The sequence below is a fragment of the Rummeliibacillus sp. GQ308 genome (genome assembly GCF_059759115.1).
The window spans coordinates 1-23993 of record NZ_JCAXDQ010000006.1 but is presented as its reverse complement, the minus strand read 5'-3'; the positions used below and the strand labels follow the sequence as shown (position 1 = coordinate 23993).

The 23993-nt window shown below is 38.8% G+C and carries 20 protein-coding genes, 1 pseudogene and 2 riboswitches; of the genes and pseudogenes, 15 read left to right on the top strand and 6 right to left on the bottom strand.

Annotated elements, in window-relative coordinates; genetic code table 11:
* Positions 1 to 266 precede the first annotated feature (266 nt).
* Both desA and AC6CHJ_RS15625 read left to right on the top strand, forming a co-directional pair.
* Entirely contained in the window at positions 267 to 1262 is a 996-nt protein-coding gene (desA, locus tag AC6CHJ_RS15630; RefSeq protein ID WP_498289299.1) for a Delta(5) desaturase DesA, read from the top strand.
* A 104-nt stretch (positions 1263 to 1366) separates the two neighbouring features.
* Positions 1367 to 1972, top strand: a complete 606-nt coding sequence (locus tag AC6CHJ_RS15625; RefSeq protein ID WP_066790141.1) for a response regulator transcription factor — start codon at positions 1367 to 1369, stop codon at positions 1970 to 1972.
* A gap of 50 nt (positions 1973 to 2022) precedes the next feature.
* Here the strand turns inward: AC6CHJ_RS15625 and AC6CHJ_RS15620 are convergent, their stop codons facing one another.
* The 3 genes and pseudogenes from AC6CHJ_RS15620 to AC6CHJ_RS15610 all read right to left on the bottom strand — a co-directional run.
* Positions 2023 to 2997 (bottom strand): proline dehydrogenase family protein, encoded by a 975-nt coding sequence (locus AC6CHJ_RS15620; RefSeq protein WP_147197911.1) that lies wholly within the window; start codon positions 2995 to 2997, stop codon positions 2023 to 2025.
* Positions 2998 to 3408: 411 nt separating this feature from the next.
* Entirely contained in the window at positions 3409 to 4164 is a 756-nt protein-coding gene (locus AC6CHJ_RS15615; protein WP_392997189.1) for an ABC transporter permease, read from the bottom strand.
* Positions 4161 to 4793: pseudogene (locus AC6CHJ_RS15610) on the bottom strand (ABC transporter ATP-binding protein); the annotation flags it as partial. The gene AC6CHJ_RS15615 and the pseudogene AC6CHJ_RS15610, both read right to left, overlap by 4 nt.
* A gap of 250 nt (positions 4794 to 5043) precedes the next feature.
* Between AC6CHJ_RS15610 and AC6CHJ_RS15605 the strand changes: the two are divergent.
* The 9 genes from AC6CHJ_RS15605 (at position 5044) to AC6CHJ_RS15565 (ending at position 16770) form a co-directional block, all read left to right on the top strand.
* On the top strand, positions 5044 to 5544 hold the full coding sequence (locus AC6CHJ_RS15605; RefSeq protein WP_498289237.1) for a methylated-DNA--[protein]-cysteine S-methyltransferase: 501 nt from the start codon (positions 5044 to 5046) through the stop codon (positions 5542 to 5544).
* Between the two features lie 101 nt (positions 5545 to 5645).
* Positions 5646 to 7127, top strand: coding sequence for a nicotinate phosphoribosyltransferase (locus tag AC6CHJ_RS15600; RefSeq protein WP_066790129.1), 1482 nt, complete (start codon positions 5646 to 5648; stop codon positions 7125 to 7127).
* Entirely contained in the window at positions 7124 to 7948 is an 825-nt protein-coding gene (nadE, locus tag AC6CHJ_RS15595; protein ID WP_147197917.1) for an NAD(+) synthase, read from the top strand. The genes AC6CHJ_RS15600 and nadE overlap by 4 nt, the downstream gene beginning before the upstream one ends.
* Before the next feature lie 195 nt (positions 7949 to 8143).
* A complete protein-coding gene (locus tag AC6CHJ_RS15590; RefSeq protein ID WP_147197918.1) occupies positions 8144 to 9091 on the top strand; it encodes an AAA family ATPase in 948 nt (315 codons plus the stop codon).
* Complete coding sequence (locus AC6CHJ_RS15585) at positions 9088 to 10290, top strand: DUF58 domain-containing protein (RefSeq protein WP_498289235.1); 1203 nt, start codon at positions 9088 to 9090, stop codon at positions 10288 to 10290. Before AC6CHJ_RS15590 ends, AC6CHJ_RS15585 begins: the two co-directional genes overlap by 4 nt.
* Entirely contained in the window at positions 10287 to 12494 is a 2208-nt protein-coding gene (locus AC6CHJ_RS15580) for a transglutaminase-like domain-containing protein (RefSeq protein ID WP_498289234.1), read from the top strand. Before AC6CHJ_RS15585 ends, AC6CHJ_RS15580 begins: the two co-directional genes overlap by 4 nt.
* A gap of 34 nt (positions 12495 to 12528) precedes the next feature.
* A riboswitch (purine riboswitch) is annotated at positions 12529 to 12630 on the top strand.
* 95 nt (positions 12631 to 12725) lie between these two features.
* Complete coding sequence (gene guaA / locus AC6CHJ_RS15575) at positions 12726 to 14312, top strand: glutamine-hydrolyzing GMP synthase (RefSeq protein WP_498289297.1); 1587 nt, start codon at positions 12726 to 12728, stop codon at positions 14310 to 14312.
* A gap of 506 nt (positions 14313 to 14818) precedes the next feature.
* Positions 14819 to 15070, top strand: coding sequence for a hypothetical protein (locus tag AC6CHJ_RS15570; RefSeq protein ID WP_150285558.1), 252 nt, complete (start codon positions 14819 to 14821; stop codon positions 15068 to 15070).
* Positions 15071 to 15945: 875 nt separating this feature from the next.
* Positions 15946 to 16770, top strand: a complete 825-nt coding sequence (locus AC6CHJ_RS15565) for a class I SAM-dependent methyltransferase (protein WP_498289232.1) — start codon at positions 15946 to 15948, stop codon at positions 16768 to 16770.
* A gap of 74 nt (positions 16771 to 16844) precedes the next feature.
* Here the strand turns inward: AC6CHJ_RS15565 and AC6CHJ_RS15560 are convergent, their stop codons facing one another.
* Positions 16845 to 17399 (bottom strand): flavodoxin family protein, encoded by a 555-nt coding sequence (locus tag AC6CHJ_RS15560; RefSeq protein WP_249776026.1) that lies wholly within the window; start codon positions 17397 to 17399, stop codon positions 16845 to 16847.
* Positions 17400 to 17517: 118 nt separating this feature from the next.
* On the opposite strand from AC6CHJ_RS15560, the gene AC6CHJ_RS15555 reads away from it, so the two are divergent.
* The 3 genes from AC6CHJ_RS15555 (at position 17518) to AC6CHJ_RS15545 (ending at position 20531) form a co-directional block, all read left to right on the top strand.
* A complete protein-coding gene (locus AC6CHJ_RS15555; protein ID WP_249774897.1) occupies positions 17518 to 18420 on the top strand; it encodes a LysR family transcriptional regulator in 903 nt (300 codons plus the stop codon).
* A gap of 196 nt (positions 18421 to 18616) precedes the next feature.
* Positions 18617 to 19306 (top strand): FadR/GntR family transcriptional regulator, encoded by a 690-nt coding sequence (locus AC6CHJ_RS15550; RefSeq protein WP_498289229.1) that lies wholly within the window; start codon positions 18617 to 18619, stop codon positions 19304 to 19306.
* A 4-nt stretch (positions 19307 to 19310) separates the two neighbouring features.
* Entirely contained in the window at positions 19311 to 20531 is a 1221-nt protein-coding gene (locus AC6CHJ_RS15545; RefSeq protein ID WP_249774895.1) for a CynX/NimT family MFS transporter, read from the top strand.
* A gap of 82 nt (positions 20532 to 20613) precedes the next feature.
* Here AC6CHJ_RS15545 and AC6CHJ_RS15540 read toward each other — a convergent pair whose 3' ends face one another.
* Positions 20614 to 21321, bottom strand: coding sequence for a YjjG family noncanonical pyrimidine nucleotidase (locus AC6CHJ_RS15540; RefSeq protein ID WP_392997171.1), 708 nt, complete (start codon positions 21319 to 21321; stop codon positions 20614 to 20616).
* A gap of 13 nt (positions 21322 to 21334) precedes the next feature.
* Positions 21335 to 21952, bottom strand: a complete 618-nt coding sequence (locus AC6CHJ_RS15535; protein WP_392997169.1) for a pentapeptide repeat-containing protein — start codon at positions 21950 to 21952, stop codon at positions 21335 to 21337.
* Between the two features lie 187 nt (positions 21953 to 22139).
* Positions 22140 to 22241, top strand: a riboswitch (purine riboswitch).
* Between the two features lie 111 nt (positions 22242 to 22352).
* Here AC6CHJ_RS15535 and AC6CHJ_RS15530 point away from each other — a divergent pair.
* Positions 22353 to 23687: an NCS2 family permease gene (locus tag AC6CHJ_RS15530; RefSeq protein ID WP_066790091.1), complete on the top strand. Its 1335-nt coding sequence runs from the start codon at positions 22353 to 22355 to the stop codon at positions 23685 to 23687.
* Positions 23688 to 23993 lie beyond the last annotated feature (306 nt).

Below are 23993 nucleotides of genomic sequence, written 5' to 3'. Positions count from 1 at the left end.
AGCCCTCCCTATCAGATCTTTTCATAAAATCGTAATGAATTATGCTGCTTCATGTATAAAATATTATACTTTATGTATCCGGCAAATGAAATAGACAGTCAATAGTTTATTAGATGGCCAAACATGATAAGTGTCATATTATCCTTATGACATCTATGTCTATGGGGATGACTCTACCTCGCTTAAAATAATATCAAGAGATTAAAAAGCTGGGGGTGGAGTTTTTGACAGATCGCGAAAAAACGAAACAATTAAGAAAAGCAGTGATGCCATTTGCGCAATCAGAAATGAAAAAAAGTATTTATCAAATGATTAATACCATTGCGCCGATGTTAATTCTTTGGGTGATTGCCTATTTGATTTTGCCATATACAGTGATGGGTGCAATTATTCTAAGCATTGTTGCTGCAGGTTTTGTAGTGCGAACGTTCATTATTTTCCATGATTGTACACACGGTTCTTTTTTCAAAAACAAGAAAGCAAATGACTATGTGGGGTTTGTGACAGGGGTGCTTACATCTTTTCCGTACGAAAAGTGGAAGAGAGAGCACATGATTCACCATGCATCAAGCTCAAACTTGGATAAGCGGGGAATCGGCGATATTTGGGTTATGACAGTTGAGGAATATATTAGCGCTACACCATGGCGCCGTTTCTGCTATAGAGCGTATCGCCAGCCAATCGTGATGTTTGGTTTAGGGCCTCTTTATCTAGTATTGGTATCCAATCGCTTCAACCGTAAAGACGCAAGGAAAAAAGAACGCCTTAACACATACGCGACAAACTTGGGACTTGCTGCATTGCTTGTTGGACTCGCATTGCTGACAAATATCCCCTCCGTTTTGATTATCCATGGGACGACCATGTTTGTAGCGGGTGCGCTAGGTATTTGGCTCTTTTTCATTCAGCATACCTTCGAGGATTCATATTTTGAAAATGAATCAGAATGGGATTATGTAAAAGCGGCAGTGGAGGGAAGTTCTTATTATGAATTGCCGATTGTTCTGCAATGGGTAACAGGCAATATTGGCTTCCATCATGTTCATCATTTAGCGCCGCGCATACCAAATTATCATTTAGCTGATGCGCACCAGCAAACACCGCCTTTGCAACGGGCTACTACAATCACGCTAAAAACAAGCCTAGAATCACTACGCTATAAATTGTATGATACATCGCAAAAAAGCTTTGTGACGTTTAAAGATGTCAAAAAAAGAGTGCGTACACAAAAATATAAAAGAAAAGTGCCGCACTATTTATAAAGAAAAATTCCACAAAAAGCTGTTCCAGTCAAATGGAATGGCTTTTCAATTATTTGCTAGTATAATGGACATAAAATGCCTTCGGTCAAAGAGGAGGATGCAAAGTGATTAAAATTGTTATAGCAGAAGACCAGGGAATGCTGCTGGGCGCGCTCAAGTCTTTAATTAATATGGAAGCAGATATGGAAGTAGTAGGGGTAGGCTATAATGGCTTAGATGCCCTAACACTAGTAGAAGAGTTTCAACCTGATATTGTCATCATGGATATCGAAATGCCTGAGAAGACAGGGCTCGATGCTGCCGAAGAACTAAAAGATAAAGACTGTAAAGTGATCATCCTGACGACGTTTGCACGGCCAGGATACTTTGAGCGTGCACGAAAAGCAGGTGTGAGAGGTTATTTATTAAAAGATAGCCCAATTGAGGAATTAGTTAATGCAATACGAGTCATTATGGATGGAAGACGGATATTCGCACCAGAACTAATCGATATTGTTTATGAGGAAGAAATCGAAAATCCTTTAACCGATCGCGAAAGTGAAGTATTAGAACTTGTCGCAAAAGGGAAGACAACGAAAGAAATTGCCGCTGAACTTTTTCTCTCCCCGGGTACTGTACGAAATTATATTTCCACAATCCTAGATAAATTAGAAGTCAGCAACAGAATTGAAGCTATTGCCCGTTTTAAAGAAAAAGGGTGGAATAAATAAGATAAAGCGGATTCATATAAATATGAATCCGCTTTATCTATTTTAACATATTACTTGCGGCGTTTTGTTAAACGACCAAGGGCAAACCCTGCAGCAGTCAAGCCGATTAATGTGTTTGTCTTTTTGTTGAACACTTGTTTAACAACTAACTCTAAGTTTTGTGGACGCTCAGCTAAACGGCGCATAAAGTACCCGTACCAATCTTGGCCGAATGGTACGTACGTGCAGAAGTTATAGCCTTCTTTTGCAAGCTCAAGTTGCATATCACGACGGAAGCCATACAGCATTTGGAATTCATACTTTTCCTTTGGAATGTTGTGTGCCGCGATAAATTGTTTCATATGGTTGATTACATTATGGTCATGCGTTGCAATTGATGTGAATTTGCCATTCAATAAATGGTACTCTAACAGCTCAATATAATTGCGGTCGATTTCTTCTTTTGTTTGATAAGCTACTTCGCTTGGCTCTTTATAAGCGCCTTTTACGATGCGAAGGCGATAGTTTTTATATTTCTCGATATCTTCTTTTGCACGGAAAAAGTATGCTTGAATAACAGTTCCGATATTATCGTGCTCGCGTGACAATTCCTCAAGCAAGTCAAATGATGGTTGTAGGCGTGCATAGTTTTCCATATCGAAGTTAACAAAGATATCATAGCGGTCTGCTAATTCGACAATTTCTTTCAAATTTTCATAGCAGAAATCATAATCAATATCTAAACCTAGTTGTGAAGGTTTTAAACTGATATGCGCATCTACCCCTGTTTCGTTAACGGCTTCAATTACAGCTAAGATTTGATTCTTTGCAGCTGTAGCTTCAGCTTTATCGTGAACAAACTCCCCCAAGTTATCGATTGTGCACGAAATGCCATGTGAGTTTAACTCTTTAATGCTTTTAATCATTTCATTGATATTCGTGCCAGCTACAACACTCGCAGCTCCCATTTTAAGACCATATTTTTTCGCATTGTTGTTTAAAAACTGGTTTTCAGACAATGCGATGAAAAAATCCTTAAGTGACATATGCTACTTCCCCTTGTTGTGAATATTTTATTTTTTTCAATTATATCATATTTAACGAAAAAGTCATTCTGTTCAAAGTTAAATGAAAAAAATAATTTTAGGAAAGTTTCAATCAATTAGCGCACTGGTGTCCCGGTGTAACGTTTTTATATTCATTTCTTATTTTCTTTTTAAGCAAAAAAGTTGTTGAAAAGCTAGGAGGGGTTTATGATAAATGTGTTCGGACAGAAGAGTTTTATATAGAATGATTAGGCTCTTTTGTGTCGAATTATGTTGCTTTTTAAGAAAACAAGTTGCAATTGCACAATAATATAAGTAACTTAGTATTGAGGTACAAATTTAATATTATGACAGAAAAACGTTTTCCCTACATGGAATAGGAAAAACGTTTTTTTATTTGCCTAAATTCTATTATTCTTTCTCTTTCAACAACTGCATCCGCTCATTAAATAAGGAGGGGTATGATAGGAAGCCGAGAAGAATGCTCGAAATCGCTGCAGTAGTAAGAAGTATAAAGAGAATTAAAAGTTGAAACTGAACAGCTTGTACAGGGTCTGCGCCAGCAATAATTTGACCGCTCATCATGCCGGGCAATTGGACTAAACCAATCGTCTTTTGGCTTTCGATTGTCGGTATCATGCTTGCTTTTATAGCTCTGGTCAATTGTGTATGAATGGCTTGCCGCGGCGTTCCGCCAAGTGTCAGGATGAGTTCGGTTTGATCGCGATGGGCATCGACTTCAGCCTGAAACCGATTTAAAAAGAGAATCGACAGCACCATCGAGTTGCCGATTGCCATCCCGCTAATAGGTATAATATATTGCGCTGTTGGCGGCACAATGTGAAATCCAAGTAATATAGATTGCACTAATATCTCAATCGCTGTAAGCGTCAAGGCAATCTTCCATGTGATGCCTTTTATTTTGCTGCCTTTTTTTCTGGCATTGCCTGTAGCGACACCAATCATCAATGCAACCATGAATAGGATGTAAACAAGATGGTCTGATTCGAAGATGAATTTCAAGAAATACCCGACAGCAAGCAATTGAATAATGGATCGAACGGTAGCGATTAAAACATCTTTTTCTAACTGAAGATGAAGTGTTTTAGATAGTAGCAGCGGAATTAAGACAAAGACGAGTGTAAGCGAGAGTGTACCGTAACTCATACCAACTCCCCCTTAATAAACCGTTTGGTGATTTCTTCATTTGGATTCTTTAGCAGAGAGCTTTCTCCTGCTTCTATTAGTTTTCCCTCTGCCATTACCCATGCATAATGTCCCATTCTGACGGCCTGTTCTAAATTATGTGTAATCCAAATAATCGTCGTTTGGTCCTTTTCATTCAACCTTTTGATCAATGTTTCTACTTCCTTAATAGAAGAAGGATCAAGCGCAGAGGTAATCTCATCCAATAGAAGAATGCTCGGACGGTTCACTAATGTACGTGCAAGCGATACGCGCTGTCGCTGGCCACCGGATAACTCGCGAATAGACTTCTTCAAGTTTTCGGGTTTTAATCCTACATCATCTAATAATTTAATCGCTTCCTTTTTATCTAATGACCGATTTTGCAGCTGCCTTGGCAAAGCTAAATTTTCAAAAACTGTGCCGTTCAGCATGGGTGCAGATTGAAGCGCCATGCCCGCACGTCGTCGTAGTGAAATCGGATCTATTGAAGCTATAGGCGTTTGATCGATGAAAATTTCACCAGCTGTAGGGGAGATTAATCCGTTACAAAGCCGAAGCAAAGTCGTTTTTCCTGCCCCTGAAGGTCCTACAAGCGCCGTAATCTTACCTGCTGAAATAGAACCTGTAATATTACGTAAGATATGCTGTTCTCCTGTTTCGTACTCTATATGTTTAAAGTGAATGGCTGAAGGTTCGATTGAATTCATATGTAACTCCTAGTGAATAGTGTTTCTTCTAATGTAACATACTTGGTTTTTTGATAGAATTATTACCAATATCTATTCATTTAGTAAGCAAGGCTTCATTTTCTTGCTCTCTAAAATTACTGAATTTTGAAAGCTACAGGGGGGATTCAAAGTGCATTTATATTGGACACGCTTGGAAGATGAACAATGTTCTTTAGTTTTGGCAGCGACCGATCAAGGGGTGTGTTGTGTCGGGATCACATTGGAAGAAGTACAAGAATGGGGAAGTAAGTATCTAGGCGACGCCGAATTAGTGGAAGCTCCAGAAAAAATGGCCCTCTACAAAAGCCAATTACAAGAATATCTTGCGGGGGAAAGAACAATTTTTGATTTGCCGCTCGATTTAAAGGGTACACCTTTTCAACTGAAGGTTTTCGAAGCATTACAGCAAATTCCATATGGGTCAACGGTCTCCTACGCAGATATAGCAGAAGCTATCGGCAATCCGAAGGCTGTGAGAGCAGTCGGTGGTGCAATTGGCAAAAACCCTGTTCTCATTGCGGTGCCATGCCACAGGGTTATTGGTAAGAACGGAACGTTAACTGGATTTAGCAGTGGAATTCCGTTAAAGAAAATGTTATTGACCATTGAAAAAGTGCCTTTTAAGGAATAGTGCTCCCTTTTTGTGGCAACTACTGCCTTAGGAAGATATATTCAGAGACAATTGGTGTATACTATGTTTTAAGTAAAATGTGGAAGAAGGGACTATGAAAAATGAAATCACATTATCCAGATGATAGCCTAGCGCTGCATACAGATCTATACCAAATTAATATGGCTGAGTCCTATTGGGCAGATGGAATACATAATCGAAAAGCAGTTTTCGAATTATATTTTAGAAAATTGCCGTTTGGCAATGGCTATGCAATCTTTGCAGGTTTAGAAAGAATACTGGACTATTTACGAGAGTTTCGTTTTAGCGAATCAGACCTTAACTATCTTCGTGAGGAACAAGGTTATAGAGAAGACTTTTTAGATTACTTAAAAGACTTGCAGTTTACAGGTGATATTTATTCGATGGAAGAAGGGGAGCTTGTATTCGGCAATGAACCCATTCTCCGGATAGAGGCACCTTTAGTAGAGGCACAGCTTATTGAGACAGCTTTGCTAAATATTGTGAACTACCAAACATTGATTGCAACTAAAGCAAGCCGCATTAAGCAAGTAGTCAAAGAAGATATCGTCATGGAATTCGGCACAAGACGTGCGCAAGAAATGGATGCGGCAATTTGGGGATCACGTGCAGCATTTATCGGTGGGTTTGATTCTACAAGTAATGTTAGAGCTGGAAAGCTATTTAATCTTCCAATTGCTGGAACGCATGCACATTCTTTGGTACAAGCCTATAAAAATGACTATGAAGCATTCCATGCATATGCACGCCGCCATAAAAATTGCGTATTCTTAGTAGATACGTACGATACATTAAAATCCGGAGTACCAGCAGCCATTAAAGTTGCGAAAGAATTAGGCGACAAGATTAATTTCTTGGGAATCCGTCTCGACAGCGGCGATATCTCCTTTTTATCAAAGGCTGCCCGCAAAATGTTAGACGAAGCAGGTTTCACGGATGCCAGAATTGTGGTATCTAATGATTTAGATGAATATACAATTTTGAATCTCCTTGCGCAAGGCGCTAAGGTCGACACTTGGGGTATAGGCACCAAACTAATCACAGCATATGATCAACCAGCATTAGGAGCAGTATACAAACTCGTTTCGTTGGAAGACGAGCAAGGGAACATGCAGGATCGCATTAAGATTTCCGCTAATGCAGAGAAGGTAACGACTCCTGGATTGAAAAAAGTTTACCGTATTATTGATTTAGAAAACGGAAAAGCGCAAGGAGATTACATCACCATGCATGATGAAAATCCAGAAGCGGAAGAGCGCCTGAAAATGTTCCATCCTGTGCATACCTTTATCTCAAAATTTGTTACGAACTTTGCTGCTAAAAACCTTCATAAGAAAGTAATTGAAGACGGTAAGCAAATCTATGAAACACCTTCAGTACAAGAGATGAAAGAATATGCAAAAGACAATCTCAACTTCTTATGGGATGAATATAAACGCTCATTGAATCCGGAAGAATACCCTGTCGACCTTAGCCAAAAATGTTGGGACAATAAAATGCGCAACATTCAAGAAGTTAGAGATATGGTGCACGAATTACATTTAGGAGGAGATAATAGATGACATTGCAACAGAGAATAATCGAAGAATTGCGTGTGCAGCCTGAGATTAATCCTGAAGAAGAAATTCGTAAGTCCATTGATTTCTTAAAGGAATATGCGAAGAAGAATTCATTCGTCAAAGGTTTCGTGCTTGGCATATCAGGCGGACAGGACTCGACATTAGCGGGCAAACTGGCACAGATGGCTGTGGATGAGCTAAATACGGAAAACGGGGATAATAAGTATTCCTTCTGGGCAGTAAGATTACCATATGGTATCCAAAGAGATGAACAGGACTGCCAGGATGCGCTGACCTTTATTAATCCCACTTTCACCTATACAGTGAATATTCAGCCTGCAGTAGATGCGGGTGTCCAATCGTTAAAAGAAGCGGGCATTAAGTTGACAGACTTCCTAAAAGGAAATGAAAAAGCGCGTGAACGCATGAAAGTGCAATATGCCATTGCTGCTCATCATAGTGCAGTGGTACTTGGTACAGACCATGCGGCTGAAGCCATCACAGGTTTCTATACCAAATTTGGTGATGGAGCAGCAGATCTTATGCCGCTCTTCCGCTTAAACAAATGGCAAGGAAAGGCGATGCTTTCAGCGCTTGATTGTCCAAAACACTTATATGAAAAAGTGCCAACAGCTGATTTGGAAGAAGATCGTCCTCTTATTCCGGATGAAGTAGCACTTGGCGTATCGTATGACGAAATTGATGATTACTTGGACGGCAAGGAAATCCCTGAAGCGGCTCGCAAGAAACTAGAGGATTACTATTGCAAGTCCCAACATAAACGCCATATGCCTATTACGATTTTTGATGATTTTTGGAAATAACTTCATACACTACTCAACTAGAAACCGGTTCTTAAAAAGATAGAACCGGTTTTATTTTTGATGGCGCTTCTAAAATTCTTTCGCAGTGGAAAGACTGGGAACTCAATAGGTTTTTTGCCACAGTGTACATTAGCCTATATAATAAGAGAACTACGAATCGATTTTCATGATACATAACGGTAGAGGAGGACAAGTATGGAAGCGCAAGAAAAAATTCAAGCCATCATACGAAATATTGAAAAGGTGATGATTGGCAAAAGACATATAGCAGAGTTAAGTATTGTTGCACTATTAGCGGAAGGCCACATATTGCTCGAAGACGTACCGGGCGTTGGGAAAACCATGATGGTGCGCGCTCTTGCAAAATCCGTTAGCGCCAATTTTAAACGGATTCAATTTACACCTGACTTGTTGCCCTCTGATGTGCTTGGTGTATCAATCTATAATCCCAAAGAGATGGAATTCCGTTTTCACCCAGGTCCTATCATGGGAAATATCGTGCTAGCGGATGAAATAAACCGTACATCTCCTAAAACGCAAGCCGCTTTGCTTGAAGCGATGGAAGAAGCAGCTATTACGGTTGAAGGAAAGACAATTGAATTAACCAAGCCTTTCTTTGTCATGGCCACCCAAAACCCTATTGAATACGAAGGGACGTATCCACTGCCAGAAGCTCAATTGGATCGTTTCCTCTTAAAATTAAATATGGGGTATCCCTCGCATGAGGACGAAATGGAAGTATTAAGAAGGGCTGAAGGATCGCGTCCTATAGAAACACTGGAGGCTGTTCTTTCATTAGAGGAATTAAAAGAGATTCAAAAAGAGATCAAGACGGTCCATGTAGATGAACTTGTCAAAACCTATATTGTAGACCTTTCCAGAGCCACACGAGAGAATCCGTCTGTATTCCTTGGAGTCAGCCCGAGGGGATCCATTGCTCTGATGAAAGCCTCTCAAGCCTATGCATTCTTAAAGGGCCGACGCTATGTGACGCCTGATGATGTCCAATATTTAGCGCCTTATGTATTTTCTCATCGGATTATTTTGAACTCGGCTGCAAGATATGATGAAATTTCGGCTGAGGATGTGATTGGCCGCATGATCATAAATACTCCAGTTCCAGTTAAAAGGGCATTGTTATGATGAAGCGCCATGCAATAGGGCGGAGTTTGCAAGCATTTATTCGATTATTCTTGATTTTGCTGTTGCTTGCAATCTCTCTTTCCTTCGCTTTAATGCAGGGGGGCTTTGTCAGCTGGTTTATCTTTTTTATGTTTCTGCCATTTGCCTTGTATTCAACTCTGCTATTTTTCTGGCCATTTCGCTTTTCTGCAGAACGGACAAGTATAAAAAAGCAAGCCGTACAGGGGGAGTCAGTCATAGTGGAGACGACCATCAAGCGGATGTTCCGTTTTCCGCTACTGTATGTGATAGCTGAGGAAAAGGCCGCTGAAGGCGCACTTCCCGTAAAGGAAGAAGATACCCGGCAGGTAACAATGCTAGGAACAAAGAAAAGTTTTGTATTTGCTTATGAAGCGACTGAACTGAAACGAGGATATTATGAACAAGCAGGCATTGAGCTGACTGTAACAGATTTCTTTGGGTGGATGAAAAGGAAAGTATTTGTGCCGTCACCGTTAATTATTGTGGTGACGCCTAAAATTACTGAGATGAAATATACAAGCCCACCTCTGCAAAATAAAAGTAGTACTGGGAGCTCTAATCTTTCATCGAAACGCGATCACACGGTGGTATCTGGTGTTCGTGACTATCAGCCAGGAGATCGGATGTCATGGATTCATTGGAAGACATTCGCGAAAACACAAACCTTGCAGACCAAAACCTTTGAAAGCCAACAGTCAAAAGAGTGGTGCCTGATCCTGGATGGGACACAGGAAGAGCTATTTGAAGAACAAGTGGAATTCTGTGCATCCATATTAGCTGCTGCTGTCAAAAAGCGCGAAACGTTGTCTTTTTTATTTGCAGGGGCTAAACAAGTATTCATCCAAGGCATCCACACGAATGATCAGTTGAAGCAAGCGTTATATAAAATGGCCCAATTACAACCAGAACCAATAGAGCAGTTTGAAAAAAGCCTGCCGGAGCATCGTTTGCTCGAAAATAATTCAGGCATCTATTTTGTCACGAGCAATCTTTCGAAAGAATGGGCTCAGGTATTGCAAAGAACGTCCAAACAATCAGGACCAGCAGTGTGTTTTTTACTTCGGCCGCTGGAAGATAGTGTGGAGAAAATAGGCGGACTAATAGATCAAAGTATCCGCATTGTACCTCTTACGCCATCACAGTTTCCTAACGCCTTTATGGAGGTGATGAAGCCATGAGCAGAACAATTGCAAAATGGGCTCAAAAAATAGGGCTTTACCTTCTTGTGTTCCTGATGTTATGTGAATGGCTGATACCAGTCGTGAACTTAACCTCTACAGGGCACCTTGGATTGTTTCTACTGTTTATCGTTTTATGCCTAGCGGGCAATGCCTTTAATATCAATATTGTGCTTTCCTTTGTGGTGAAGATTATTTATATTGCCTGGTTTTTGATGTATGTCTATATGGGCACAGCTGTTTTTTCACTAAATAGTTTTACGCGTATTATTAGCGAGTTTACTGGAAGTATAGGAGCTGTCACAAACGGCGACTGGAACGGCATCGCAGATTCATTCCGCAGTATCTTATTCTTTGTTCTGCTATGGATGGCGATTTATCTCATTCACCATTGGATTACTGCCAAGCGTTCCATTTTTTATTTCTTTTTGGTAACCATCATTTTTTTAAGCCTGTTAGATACATTTACGGAGTATGATGCTAAGTATGCCATTATCCGCACTATGATTGAAGGAACCCTATTAATGTCAGGGTTATATCTTTATAGGTTGCTTGAAAGCGAACGAGCTATACCGAAAAAAAGAAGCAGCTTCAAATGGCTGCTGCCATTTGCGTGTATGATTGCAGTTTGTACATTATTCGCCTATGTGGCACCTAAGAAGCAGGCAGTCGTTGCTCCGCCACAGCCGCTCAAGAAACTGCTAGATATGCAGCAAAACCAGACTGGAGAGATTGGCAAGATTGGGTACGTCGAAGATGACGAGAAATTAGGCGGTCCTTTTGAAGAGGATCATAGACCTGTTTTTGTCGCGACGGCTAAAGAAAACCAATATTGGCGCATTGAAACGAAAAATATTTATACAGGTAAAGGCTGGGTAAGAAAAAAAGGGGACATATATGTTCATACTTTTGACTATGGCGAAAAGATACCTATGTCGCTTAAACCCGGCAAACAGAAAAACCGAGAACATGCAGAAATTGAGCTGAAGAAAGACTACAAATTTGTACTTCAGCCATATGGACTGCAAAAAATGGATGAACAAAATATGGGCGATCAATTTTATATCGAGATTGATAGCGAAAAAATCCGTCCGACAATGGATGGCAAAAAAATTGTCCTGCCATCCTATTCAATGACCTACTCCAAGCCAGAATACAGCCTGAAGGCTTTAACAAGAACTAGGACGTCTGACTTGAAGGGATTATCAAAGGATTTCAAGCCTTATTTACAAGTGCCGAAAACCTTGCCTGCCAGAGTAGAGAAACTGGCTAAAACTATTACAAAAGATGAAAAGAGCTTATACGGCAAGGCTAATGCCATTGTTTCCTATTTTCAAAACAACGGCTATAAGTATTCACGCTTAGAAGTAGGAACACCCGAGGGAAAACAAGATTATGTAGATCAATTCCTGTTTGATACGAAATCGGGCTACTGTGACAACTTCTCTACCTCAATGGCGGTCATGCTGAGGACGATTGGCATTCCTTCTAGATGGGTGAAGGGTTTCTCAGAGGGCGATGAAGTGCCGATGAGCGATAACAAACATCATTATGTCGTGACTAACAATAATGCCCACTCTTGGGTAGAAGCCTATTTTCCAGGTGTAGGATGGATGTCCTTTGAACCGACAATTGGCTTTGGTGGGTTTGATAATGTCCTAAATGATGTGAAAAGCAAAGAGAAAAAAACAGCCATCAATCCAAAGCAGAAAGAAAATGAACAACAAAAAGTAGAGAAGAAGAAAAAAGAAGAAAAGAAAAAAGAAAAGAAAGTAAAAAAAGAAAAGAAAAAAGAGAAGAAACAGGTAGAAAAGAAATCAGCTACTAATCAAACGAACAACTGGAGTGCTATTTGGTTGGGTATCTTGATTGGTGGCGTTGCCATTCTTCTGCTTCTATTCTTTACCCGCCGCAAGTGGATGCCGAAATGGCTGATCTTTAAGCATCGTACAAAAGGCTACCGCCAGTTAGATGCAATGTATGAAGATTTACTAAAGCAATTGAAGCGAGCGGGTCACAGAAGAAAAGAAGGACAAACCCTCAAAGACTTTGCTGAGCATGTGGATGCCGCATACAGTACAGACAAAATGGGCATCTTAACAAGAGCCATGGAGGAGCGGCTTTACAACAAAGATGTACCTGGTAAACCGAGCGATGAACTAATCGAATGTTGGAAATATTTAATCAATCGGACATCAGGTTGATTTTGCGTCGTATTGCCTGTAAAATGAAGAAAACTAACAATAAATGAACGACCCTCATATATGTTCGAAGATATGGTTCGAATGTTTCTACCAAACTACCGTAAACAGTTTGACTATGAAGGCAATTTAGACGATGGATGATGTATGCATGCATTCGTTTATTTTGCTTTTGTATAATTTGAAACGCGTATGAAGGAGCTTTCTTTCGTGCGCGTTTTTTTATACAAGGCGATGTTCATTACTAATAAAAAAGAGGTGGAACTGTTGTCAGTTAGTACAATTTTAAAGGATCAAGAAAAAATTATCGTTCTTGATTTTGGAAGCCAATATAATCAACTTATTACCCGTCGAATCCGTGAATTTGGCGTTTACAGTGAATTGCACCCTCATACTGTTACAGCTGAGGAATTAAAAGAAATGAACGCGACTGGGATTATCTTTTCCGGTGGCCCTAATTCTGTATATGATGAAAATGCATTTCGCATTGATGACCAAATCTTCGAAATGGGTGTGCCTATCTTAGGCATTTGCTACGGCATGCAATTGATGACACATTCTCTAGGAGGCAAAGTTGAGCCTGCTGATCACCGCGAGTACGGTAAAGCCGAAATCAATATTGTTGAAGACAACGCTCTATTTGCAGAGCTTCCAAAAGACCAAGTTGTATGGATGAGCCACGGCGATTTGGTAACAGCTATTCCAGAAGGTTTTAAAACGATTGCGACAAGCAAATCTTGCCCAATCTCTGCTATGGCCAATGCTGAGCGCAAGTTCTATGCTGTTCAATTCCACCCAGAAGTTCGCCACTCTGTATACGGCAACGATATCCTACGTCACTTTGTATTCGATGTATGTGGTGCAAAAGGCGATTGGTCGATGGATAGCTTCATCGAGATGGAAATTCGCAAAATCCGCGAGCAAGTCGGCGACAAAAAAGTGCTTTGCGCACTATCAGGCGGCGTGGATTCTTCAGTAGTAGCTGTTTTAATCCATAAAGCAATCGGCGATCAATTAACATGTATGTTTGTGGATCACAACCTTTTACGTAAAGGTGAAGCAGATAGCGTAATGGAAACATTCGCTGATGGCTTCCACATGAATGTTATCAAAATTGATGCACGCAAACGTTTCATGGACAAGCTTGCAGGCGTAAGCGATCCAGAGAAAAAACGTAAAATTATCGGTAACGAATTCATCTATGTATTTGATGATGAAGCATCAAAATTAGAAGGCATGGACTTCTTGGCACAAGGCACTCTATACACTGACATTATCGAGAGCGGTACAGCAACAGCTCAAACGATTAAATCTCACCACAATGTTGGCGGCCTTCCAGAAGATATGCAATTTGAATTGATTGAACCGCTTAAAACATTATTCAAAGATGAAGTGCGTGCTCTAGGTACTGAATTAGGTCTTCCAAAAGAAATCGTATGGCGCCAACCTTTCCCAGGTCCTGGTCTAGCTATCCGTGTACTTGGCGAAGTAACTGAAGATAAATTAGAAATCGTCCGCGAATCAGACGCAATCTTGCGTGAAGAAGTAGCAAAAGCCGGCCTTGAAGATCAAATCTGGCAATACTTCACTGTGCTGCCTGACATCAAATCTGTCGGCGTCATGGGCGACCAACGCACATACGATTATGCAATCGGTATCCGCGCGGTAACCTCAATCGACGGCATGACTTCTGACTGGGCACGTATCCCATATGATGTACTAGAAAGAGTTTCAGTACGTCTAGTCAACGAGGTTAACCATGTGAACCGCGTACTGTATGATGTAACGAGCAAGCCACCTGCAACTATTGAGTGGGAATAATAAGGGCAAGTATTATAGTGTGAATATGCTATAAATACAGTTATATCAATGTTTTAGTTGATATTGGTTCTGAATTTTTTTAGAATCACATGTCACTTTTTATATGTCAATTTTTAAACTCTCTTTTATTTAGTTTCTTTAACTAAGTAGAAGGGAGTTTTTTTATTTGGTTAAATTAAATTAATTGATTGATGATTGTAGTTTGAATCAGCAAAAGAAGATCAAAAATCATAATAGAAAGATATAGAACAAGAAAGGAAAGGAAAAGAACAAAGGAGTAAAAAGAAGAAGGATAAAGTACTTACGGAATGATAGTTATAGAAAGTACATAATGGGCTAAATATTAAAATCAGTAAAAATGTATAGGGAGGGAGTGCTATATAGGGCTAGTCAGTTGTCTACTAAATATGCACGCCATTTTTAGTGGTAAGAAATGCTAGTTATCCAATTGGTAGTAAATTAAAATATAAAGAAAAACAAGAGAACAACAAGAGGGGTACTATATTATGGGGATAAATATTATTTTTGCGATATTTGCAATAGGTGGCTTTATTCTGATGGGTGGGGCTATATTTGGTAAGAAAGAAGATATTGATAGTATTAGGGTAGGGTCAGGGTCTATTTCTACTTTAGTTGAACTAATATATGAAATTACTTATATATTTTCTCCTACTTTAATAAAAAGAATACTGTTATTCCTTTTGGGTTTAATTACAGCAGTTATAAGCATTATAATAATTTTGGCAAATGGGTTGTAGAGGCTGCAATTCTAAGATAATAATTTTAGTTAGTTTATAATCATTTTAACGATCAGTTTGACGGGGTAATAGTGTATCAACGTTCGTTTGACTTGCTGATAAGGTAGAAATGGATGTAAGCGGGTTAGAATAAAGGTTCTTAATGAACGCTTGAAACAACAGTAATACCGACGGGTGTTGTCGCTGACTTGGCGATTATGCCCGTCTTTTTATTTATAAGCTTTAAAAATGGTTCATCCAATAAACTCCTATTAATAGGATAGACATCACTAACATAAAGTGTATATATTTCTTAACTTTAAATAATCTGCTTATGAAATAAAGTAAAAATATTACTCCTAAGAAAATTAATATTTCCAATGGTATCATCCTTTAGCTAAATATTAATAAGTAACATATTATACCATATAATGAATTATTTACGGTAAAACGTTAGTCTACACGCTACATTTGATTTACAAAATGCGAAGTTAATATAACGCATACTTTATGATAAATTCGCTCAGTTTCAGGAAAAATAACTGTAAGTAAAGTAAGACTCTCTTTTATTCATATTCATAGTGATAAAGGAGGTCTTTTTATTGTTAAAATACTAAGCCTAGATGTTCTTAGAAAATTTAATGATACCTGTTTATAAGTAAACAGAGCTAAAAATAAGTAGGTATTAAAAATAAATATACAATTAATCAAGTTATGATATTATTAATTCACAAATAATTTTTAGAATATTCTTTAAAATAGGAACCAATTTATTTATTGAAGAATGTATTTTTTCTATATAAAAGCTTTTATCAAGAATTAAATCCCTAAAAGAAGTACAGTATTCAGATGATATAAACATTACGACGTATAACTGCTAGTCAGGAGGAATGACGTTGAAATCAATAGAATTAAGCGAATCAACATTAACGTTTCTAGCTACATATAAGCTATTTGAAGAAGATAAAGTTCAGCAAGTTCAGTTACAACATCGATTAGACTTAGTGAAGGAATTTGAGATAAAAAGAGGTATGAGAATACTAGAAATTCGGTGTGGCCAAGGTGATACAACAGTCGCCTTAGCTGACGCAGTGGGAGAAGAAGGGAAGGTTATTGGAATTGATAATGCCAGTCGTGATTATGGAGCTCCTTTGACATTAGGGCAGGCTACAGACATGATTAAGAAGTCTACATTAGGAGATCGCATTACGTTTCATTTTGAAATGGATTTTGACGCATTTGGCACTAACGAAGTATTTGATATAGCCGTGTTATCCCATAGTTCTTGGTACTTCAAAAGGCCGGAAGATTTGCTTCACTATTTTAAGAAGTTGCGAAAAGTAGCTAAACGTATATGCTTTGCGGAATGGGATCTTAACTTCACTGACATAACCCAGCGTGCCCATTTTTGTGCAGCTTCCATTCTGGCCTTACACTCTAACTTTGTAGACAATGATGGAAATATACAAAACTTGTTTCATAAAGTACAAATACAAGAGATGCTTGAAATGGCGAATTTCGAAATAGAGAAGCAATGTACAGTCAATGCCAAGTATTTGCAGGATGGGCAGTGGGAGACAAGTTATGCGAATAGCATTCGTAAAGAGTTCAGCGTTGCTCCTCAAATGATACAAACAATGGTTAACAGTTACTTTGAACTGATGAATACCCCAAATGACAATGTGCAATCATTAAATAGTTTTGTTATAAGTGCAAGGTGAATAATATTGAGGTATTGAGAGCTAGGAATTCCTTGTGTATAAGGGTTTCTAGCTCACTTTTGTAGTCTCGATTTTTATTCTGATAGTAGTATTTGTAACTGATCATTAAGCTGTTCAGCCGCAAATAAAGCTACTTTATCTTCAATAATCTCTCCAGGCTTGTTTCCTTCGCCAAGAATATATCCTGCAAAATGTACTCCTACAAAATCAAAAATAAATTGGAACTGTTGAATCATTGGTAAACCCTTTAGATGAGGTTCATCTCCTCCTACTGAAATAACATAGGCGCTTTTTTGGGACATTTGTTTTTTGAAGTCTGGATAGTTTGAGTCTTTCAATGTTTGTGACCATCGATCAATAAAGTTTTTCATTGTTCCTGACATGCTATACCAATAGATTGGCGTAGCGAAAATAAGAATGTTGTGTGGAAGAATGCGCTCAATGATGGAATTGTAATCATCATCGACTTCTTGAAATCCTTCCTCTGCATGTCGTTTATCTACTATTGGTTGAATTACATAATCGTTTAGATAGATTTCTTCTACCATTAATCCTTCTATCACTTTTTTGGTTAAACTCTCGGTATTTCCGTTTGGACGGCTTCCGCCATAAAGAACAACAATGCTCATCATTTGCTTCCTCCATTTGTTAAATTGATTATTTCTATTTTATAATGAAAGTATGAATCGTAAAAACGGATTATTTTGATTGAATCAATCGAAAAATACGATTTAGAAAGGCGAGAATATGGAAAACAAACAACTTATTACGTTTATGGTAGCTGCTGAAACATTGAACTTTACTCAAACGGCAAAAATGTTAAACTTTGCGCAATCGAGTGTTACAGCCCAAATAAAATCGTTAGAAGCAGAACTTGGAACACCTTTATTTGAACGTTTAGGGAAGCGTCTTGTTTTGACAGAAGCTGGACGGAAATTTCTTTTATACGCTGAAAAAATGATCAAACTTAATGAAGAAGCGAAGATGGCGATCGCACAAGATGGAGAACTTTCAGGCACCCTTATAATAGGCGCTCAAGAAAGCCAATGTACATATAGGTTGCCGGGCATATTGAAAGAATTTAAAGATCGATACCCAAACGTAAAGTTGATGTTTAAGCCTGCACATTCAGATGATTTGGCTAGAGAGCAATTAATGAATGGGATGCTTGATGTAGCTTTCATCATGGATATTTCTAAACCGGAAGAGGCTTTAACGATAAAACCCCTAATCCAAGAAGATATAAAATTAGTAGCATCACCTAGCCATCCATTAGCATCTAAATCAGAGATCTACCTTAAAGATATTGAACAGGAAACTCTTCTCTTAACTGAAACAGGCTGTTCTTATCGCACTCTTTTAGAAAATTCCTGTCATTCAGCAAAAGTGTATCCAATCAATAAGTTTGAATTTGGCAGTATTGAGGCGATTAAGCAATGCGTGATTGCTGGAATAGGTATTGCCGCATTGCCAACAATGGTTGTGGAACAAGACATAAAGCTAGGGAGAATAGTGGAATTGAAGTGGGAAAATAATATTCCTCCTATCTTTACGCATATTGCTTGGCATAAGGATAAATGGATGTCCCCTCCGTTGACAGGTTTTATTGAATTAACCCAACAATACTTCCAAAAATTTCAGGGTCAATAAATAGAAAACTGCTAAAGGTTTCGACGCTCTTCTTAAGAGAGATCGTAACCTTTATTTTGTTTTCAGGTGAAAGATGAGTTGCATTTAGCATGGGATAAATTTAATAGAAAAAGTAAATCCCATTGACAATTTAATTTATCCATGATAATTTTACCGATATACCAATCATCCTACAAATTTTAAAGGAGGTATAAAAATGATTCAAAAAACGAACAAAATGAATCTAGTAGAACAGGTTGCGACTCAAATAGAGCAGTTGATTGAATCTGGAAGCTGGAAAGTAGGAAAGAAAATACCTCCTGAAATGGAGCTAATGGAAAAGTTTGATGTCAGCCGCAATACACTTCGAGAAGCAATCCGGGCATTAGTCCATGCGGGATTGCTTGAAACGAAACAAGGCAGCGGAACGATTGTACGCTCTACTAATTCTCTTGGAGCTGCGCTTAAGCGATATGTGAAAAAAACAGCTTTGCTTGAAATTCTTGATGTACGTTTAGCTTTAGAAAAGCAGGCTGCACAGCTAGCCGCCGAGCATAGAACAGAGGCTGATTTAGCGAAGCTTGAAGAATATATTCAACTTTCTCGTCAAGCTGTCAAAAGTAAGGATTGGGCACAATTTATCGAATTAGATATTCGTTTTCATAAAGCGGTTGTATTGGCATCTACCAATCAGCTCCTCATTGATTTATATGAACCGCTGCTAGAAACCATCTATTCTTTTGTGCAGGATTTAATGGCAATGAATGCGACTTTTAAATTTGAAGAAGAGCTTCACATCGATTTATTGTCAGCCATTCGTGGCCAGAATAAAGAAGCTGCAGCTACATATGTGGAAAACTATATGGAGTTACTAAGAAAAGAAATTATTAAAATGACAGGGGAATAACAGCATGAATCAGAAAGCCATGTCGTCTACATCAAATAAAAAAACAAAAAATGGCTGGTTATTACTTATTGGCGTGATTTTAGTCGGGTCTAATTTGAGGGTTCCTTTAACTTCAGCAGGCTCGCTCATTCCTTTTATACGTGATGATCTAGGCATCAGCAATACTCTTATAGGAACTATCACAACATTGCCGTTGCTTGCCTTTGCACTACTTTCTCCATTTGCTCCTAAAATAGCAAATCGGTTTGGTATGGAATTAACGATTACGTTCTCGCTAATCCTGCTTATTATAGGGATTGCAGTACGATCAGTTTCTGGCGTTTTTTATTTATTCGCTGGAACGATTTTAATAGGGATGGCCATTGCAATTGGTAATGTTCTGATCCCGGGGATTGTGAAAATGAATTTCCCGCAGAGAATAGGATTCATGACCGGCATATATGCTATATTCATGAATCTCTTCGGTGCACTAGGTTCAGGAGTCAGTGTACCTATCGCTTCGACGGGTAACTTAGGCTGGCAAGGAGCACTTGGTATATGGGGAGTGTTGACCATCATATCTTTGCTGCTTTGGCTTCCGCAGCTTAGTAAAAGTCAGAAGGGCGAGAAAGTAAAAGTTAATGTGAAAGCGGAGAAGAAAAGTAGTTTGTGGCGTTCGCCACTAGCATGGAAGATAACTATATTTATGGGCGGACAATCACTTATGTTTTATACATTAATTACATGGCTGCCCGATATTCTCCGTGTAATTGGTTTTAACTCAAGCACTGCTGGGTGGATCGTATTTATCATGCAGCTTTCCATTATTCCTGTAACGTTTATTGTTCCAATCATAGCGGAAAAATTGAAAAACCAAGTTGGACTGAGTATCATAACGATTACTTTGTTTATCCTTGGCTTTGCAGGACTTCTACTAGGAATTCGTGTGCTCATTCCTGTATGTGCCATCATGCTTGGCATTGCTGGGGGAAGTGCCTTCAGTCTAGCTATGATGTTCTTTACATTGCGGACAAGGAATGGGAAAGAAGCGGCGGAATTATCAGGGATGGCACAGTCCTTCGGGTATCTGTTAGCGGCTGTTGGACCAGTTCTTGTCGGTACACTTCATGACTTGACTGGTGGATGGACAATCCCACTCATCCTCCTCATCTTCATCTCATTCGTTCTACTCATAATGGGAATTGGTGCTGGAAAAGTAGGATATGTTACAAATGAAGCAGAGTAACTTTGCTAAAGACTAAATAATAAACAAAAGCCTAGAAACCCATATACTTGGGATTCTAGGCTTTTTCTATTCTTATAAAAAGTTATTCCATTGAAGCAACTTCTTCTCCTAATAGAGCAAGTAGTTCGTCCAGTGTCTGTACTTCATAGGTGCTTTCAATACCGTTATGAGGTGCTTTTGCTGGATTCATCCATACAGAATCGATGCCTGCGTTTGTGGCCCCTTTAATATCAGAAGTGAGACTGTCACCAATCATTAAGGTATTTTCCTTTGTCATAGCTGGGTACTTCTTGAAAATTGCTTCGAAAAATTGGGTATTTGGTTTTTCAAATCCCACTTCTTCTGAAATGAATAAATCATCAAAGAAGTCGATAATCTTGGCGTCAGTCAAACGTTGTCTTTGTGTGATGCCGATGCCGTTTGTCCCAGCGACAATGGTGTAGCCGTGATTTTTTAAAGCAGTTAAGAGGGCGAGAGCGCCATCAAGCATTTTGTGTCCTAGGTTTAAGAGCGAACGATATTCCTTTTCTGCCAATTGGCCATCTACTTTTTTTTCATAAAGTTCAAAGAAAGCGGCGAATCGTTGATTAAGTAGGTCAGCTTTGCTTAAACTGCCTTTTTCTATTTCAGCCCACAACTTCTTGTTCATCGCTTTATAGGCGCTAACACTTTCTTCGTTAAAAGGTACTTCATATTTTTTGAACAGCGATTCTAACGCTTTGATTTCGGTATCCTGAAAATCTAATAATGTATCATCTAAATCAAAAATTAAAAAATCATATTTTTTCATGGGAAACACCTCTTTAGTTTTTAATCGTTACACCGAGCATAGCCGCAATGGCTGGGGCTTGGTCAAAACGGATAGAGAGGCCTTTTGCTAAACTAGGGGTCAGCTTAATGTCCACGAAGTCAGAGGAGGATAGATCCACTCCCTTTAATTTGCTCTCTGAAAAATCCGCTAGCTGGAGATTGCATAACTCAAAACTGGTTTGCTGGAATTTACAATTGTGAAAGAAAGCTTCTTCTAGCTGGCTTTCTCGGAAGCAAACCTGATTCATTTTACCTTCAGAGAGGATAGCGTAATTCATCAAGCAATTCAGCCAGCTTACATCTTTACATGTGCTTCCTATAAATTGCGTTCCGAGCAGTTTGCAGGTTTGGAATTCACAGCGATAGAATATTGACTTGTTGAAATTAAAATTAGACAAATCACATTTTTGGAAGATTACATCTAGGAATTCCGTTTGTTTATATTCGACTGTGCTGAAACGGCAATTCTCAAATTTTACTTCTTGGATTTGTTTCCTGCCAAATTGACAATCAATCTCACAATCAATCAGAAGCGTGTTGTCTTCTATTTCTTCAAATAATACATACTCACTTTGGATTGTTTGTGTGTAATGTGCAGAAGGTTTTTTCATTTTTGGTTAGCCTCCTCAATGCTTTCTCCTAATGATGTCATATATGAAAGCTAAAAGTAAATGGTTTAACTTGATATGCGAACCGTTTTTCTATAAAAGTGAATTAGTTACGAACTATTATTCTATGTATATATAAATTGTTCGTAAATTTCTATTGAAACTCTAGCTGTTGCATGCTATATTATCGAAGTAAATTAAATAAAGTCGTCGTATAATGTCGGGAATATGGCCCGAAAGTTTCTACCGAGTTACCGTAAATGACTTGACTACGCATATATATAAAAGGGGAACCTTTTATTTCATTAGTTATGGATACTAGTGAAATTTGCAGACAGTCAGCTCATCGGGAGTTGACTGTTTTTTCTTTTCTGGCGTATAAGGCGGCATATGGAGGATTAACATGAAGAAATATTTTCAATTTGAGGAGCTTGGCACTAACTATCGTCGAGAGATAATTGGCGGTATTACAACATTCTTAGCAATGGCCTATATATTAGCATTAAATCCACTCATCCTGACACTAGCAGATGTAAAAGATTTGCCAGATGCCATGCGCATGGACTATGGTTCTGTATTTGTAGCTACAGCCTTGGCTGCAGCAGTGGGTTCGTTCATTATGGGATTTGTCGCAAGGTATCCAATCGGATTAGCACCAGGGATGGGGCTTAATGCGTTCTTTGCATACACTGTCATCTTGACTTACCATATCCCTTGGCAAACTGGCCTGACGGGAGTATTTTTCTCAGGTGTTATCTTTATCATTCTTTCATTAACAGGCATCCGTGAAACGATTATCAATGCTATTCCTGTTCAGTTGAAATATGCCGTATCAGCAGGTATTGGTTTCTTCGTAACATTTGTGGGTTTAAAAAACGCTGGAATCGTCGTAGCGAGCAAAAGTACTTTTATTACATTAGGCGATTTTACAGACGGTAATGTACTACTAGCGATTATCGGGATTGTTATTACGGTAATCTTAGTAGCACGTAAAGCGAAAGCAGGTATATTCTATGGAATGGTCATCACCGCTATAATCGGTATGATATTTGGATTAGTGGAAGTTCCGAAAGCGATTGTTTCAGCTATTCCTAGCGTTGCACCAACATTTGGTGTTGCATTAGATCCGGTTATCCATGATCCAAGTTCTTTATTCAATGTGAAATTTCTAGTTGTTGTACTGACATTCTTATTTGTAGATTTCTTTGACACAGCAGGCACATTAATGGCCGTAGCCAATCAAGCAGGCTTAGTTAAAGATGACAAATTACCGCGCGCGGGGAGAGCCCTTATGGCAGACGCCTTAGGCACGACAGTTGGTTCCATCTTTGGGACTTCTACTACAACGGCATATGTTGAATCTACTGCAGGCGTGGCAGCAGGCGCAAAATCTGGTTTCACAGCAGTAGTAGTAGGGATTATGTTCTTACTAGCTCTATTCTTCTCTCCATTATTGAGTGTTGTGACTACAGCAGTGACAACACCTGCATTGGTTATCGTCGGCGTCATGATGGCTTCCTCGCTTCGTTTAATTAAGTGGGATGAATTTGAGATTGCGGTACCAGCATTCTTGACGATGTTCATGATGCCAATGGGATATAGTATTGCTTCAGGTATTGCGGTAGGTTTCATTTTCTACCCTATAACAATGCTTTTAGCAGGAAGAAGAAAAGAAGTTCACCCATTGATGTATGTTTTATTCTTTGTCTTCTTGGCCTACTTTATTTGGGTACGTTAATAGAAGGAGCAGCTCCGATGCACTTGCATCAGGAGCTGTTTTTTTATTTAATAGAAAACTGACATTTAAAAGTGAGGTAGAAATATAGAGGTTATAGAAGGAATAATCGCAACATATATACGAAATTTAAAAGATAGAAGAAAAATTTGTGTAAAACTGTTGACTTTAGTTGAATAAGGGCGTATATTAGATTTCATGTTGTTGCGACAAAGCATGACAAAATATCTCAACTAAATTATTTTTAAAAAGTTGTTGACTTTTAAATAAAGAAGTTGTAAGATAGATTAAGTCGTTAAGGCGACAACG

Bases quoted from the DNA above. Each gene is read 5' to 3' on its own strand.
- desA (WP_498289299.1), top strand. From the start codon at position 267: ATGCCATTTGCGCAATCAGAAATGAAAAAAAGTATTTATCAAATGATT.
- AC6CHJ_RS15620 (WP_147197911.1), bottom strand. From the start codon at position 2,997: ATGTCACTTAAGGATTTTTTCATCGCATTGTCTGAAAACCAGTTTTTA.
- AC6CHJ_RS15615 (WP_392997189.1), bottom strand. From the start codon at position 4,164: ATGAGTTACGGTACACTCTCGCTTACACTCGTCTTTGTCTTAATTCCG.
- AC6CHJ_RS15600 (WP_066790129.1), top strand. From the start codon at position 5,646: ATGAAATCACATTATCCAGATGATAGCCTAGCGCTGCATACAGATCTA.
- nadE (WP_147197917.1), top strand. From the start codon at position 7,124: ATGACATTGCAACAGAGAATAATCGAAGAATTGCGTGTGCAGCCTGAG.
- AC6CHJ_RS15590 (WP_147197918.1), top strand. From the start codon at position 8,144: ATGGAAGCGCAAGAAAAAATTCAAGCCATCATACGAAATATTGAAAAG.
- AC6CHJ_RS15585 (WP_498289235.1), top strand. From the start codon at position 9,088: ATGATGAAGCGCCATGCAATAGGGCGGAGTTTGCAAGCATTTATTCGA.
- AC6CHJ_RS15580 (WP_498289234.1), top strand. From the start codon at position 10,287: ATGAGCAGAACAATTGCAAAATGGGCTCAAAAAATAGGGCTTTACCTT.
- guaA (WP_498289297.1), top strand. From the start codon at position 12,726: ATGTTCATTACTAATAAAAAAGAGGTGGAACTGTTGTCAGTTAGTACA.
- AC6CHJ_RS15570 (WP_150285558.1), top strand. From the start codon at position 14,819: ATGGGGATAAATATTATTTTTGCGATATTTGCAATAGGTGGCTTTATT.
- AC6CHJ_RS15560 (WP_249776026.1), bottom strand. From the start codon at position 17,399: ATGAGCATTGTTGTTCTTTATGGCGGAAGCCGTCCAAACGGAAATACC.
- AC6CHJ_RS15555 (WP_249774897.1), top strand. From the start codon at position 17,518: ATGGAAAACAAACAACTTATTACGTTTATGGTAGCTGCTGAAACATTG.
- AC6CHJ_RS15550 (WP_498289229.1), top strand. From the start codon at position 18,617: ATGATTCAAAAAACGAACAAAATGAATCTAGTAGAACAGGTTGCGACT.
- AC6CHJ_RS15545 (WP_249774895.1), top strand. From the start codon at position 19,311: ATGAATCAGAAAGCCATGTCGTCTACATCAAATAAAAAAACAAAAAAT.
- AC6CHJ_RS15540 (WP_392997171.1), bottom strand. From the start codon at position 21,321: ATGAAAAAATATGATTTTTTAATTTTTGATTTAGATGATACATTATTA.
- AC6CHJ_RS15535 (WP_392997169.1), bottom strand. From the start codon at position 21,952: ATGAAAAAACCTTCTGCACATTACACACAAACAATCCAAAGTGAGTAT.
- AC6CHJ_RS15530 (WP_066790091.1), top strand. From the start codon at position 22,353: ATGAAGAAATATTTTCAATTTGAGGAGCTTGGCACTAACTATCGTCGA.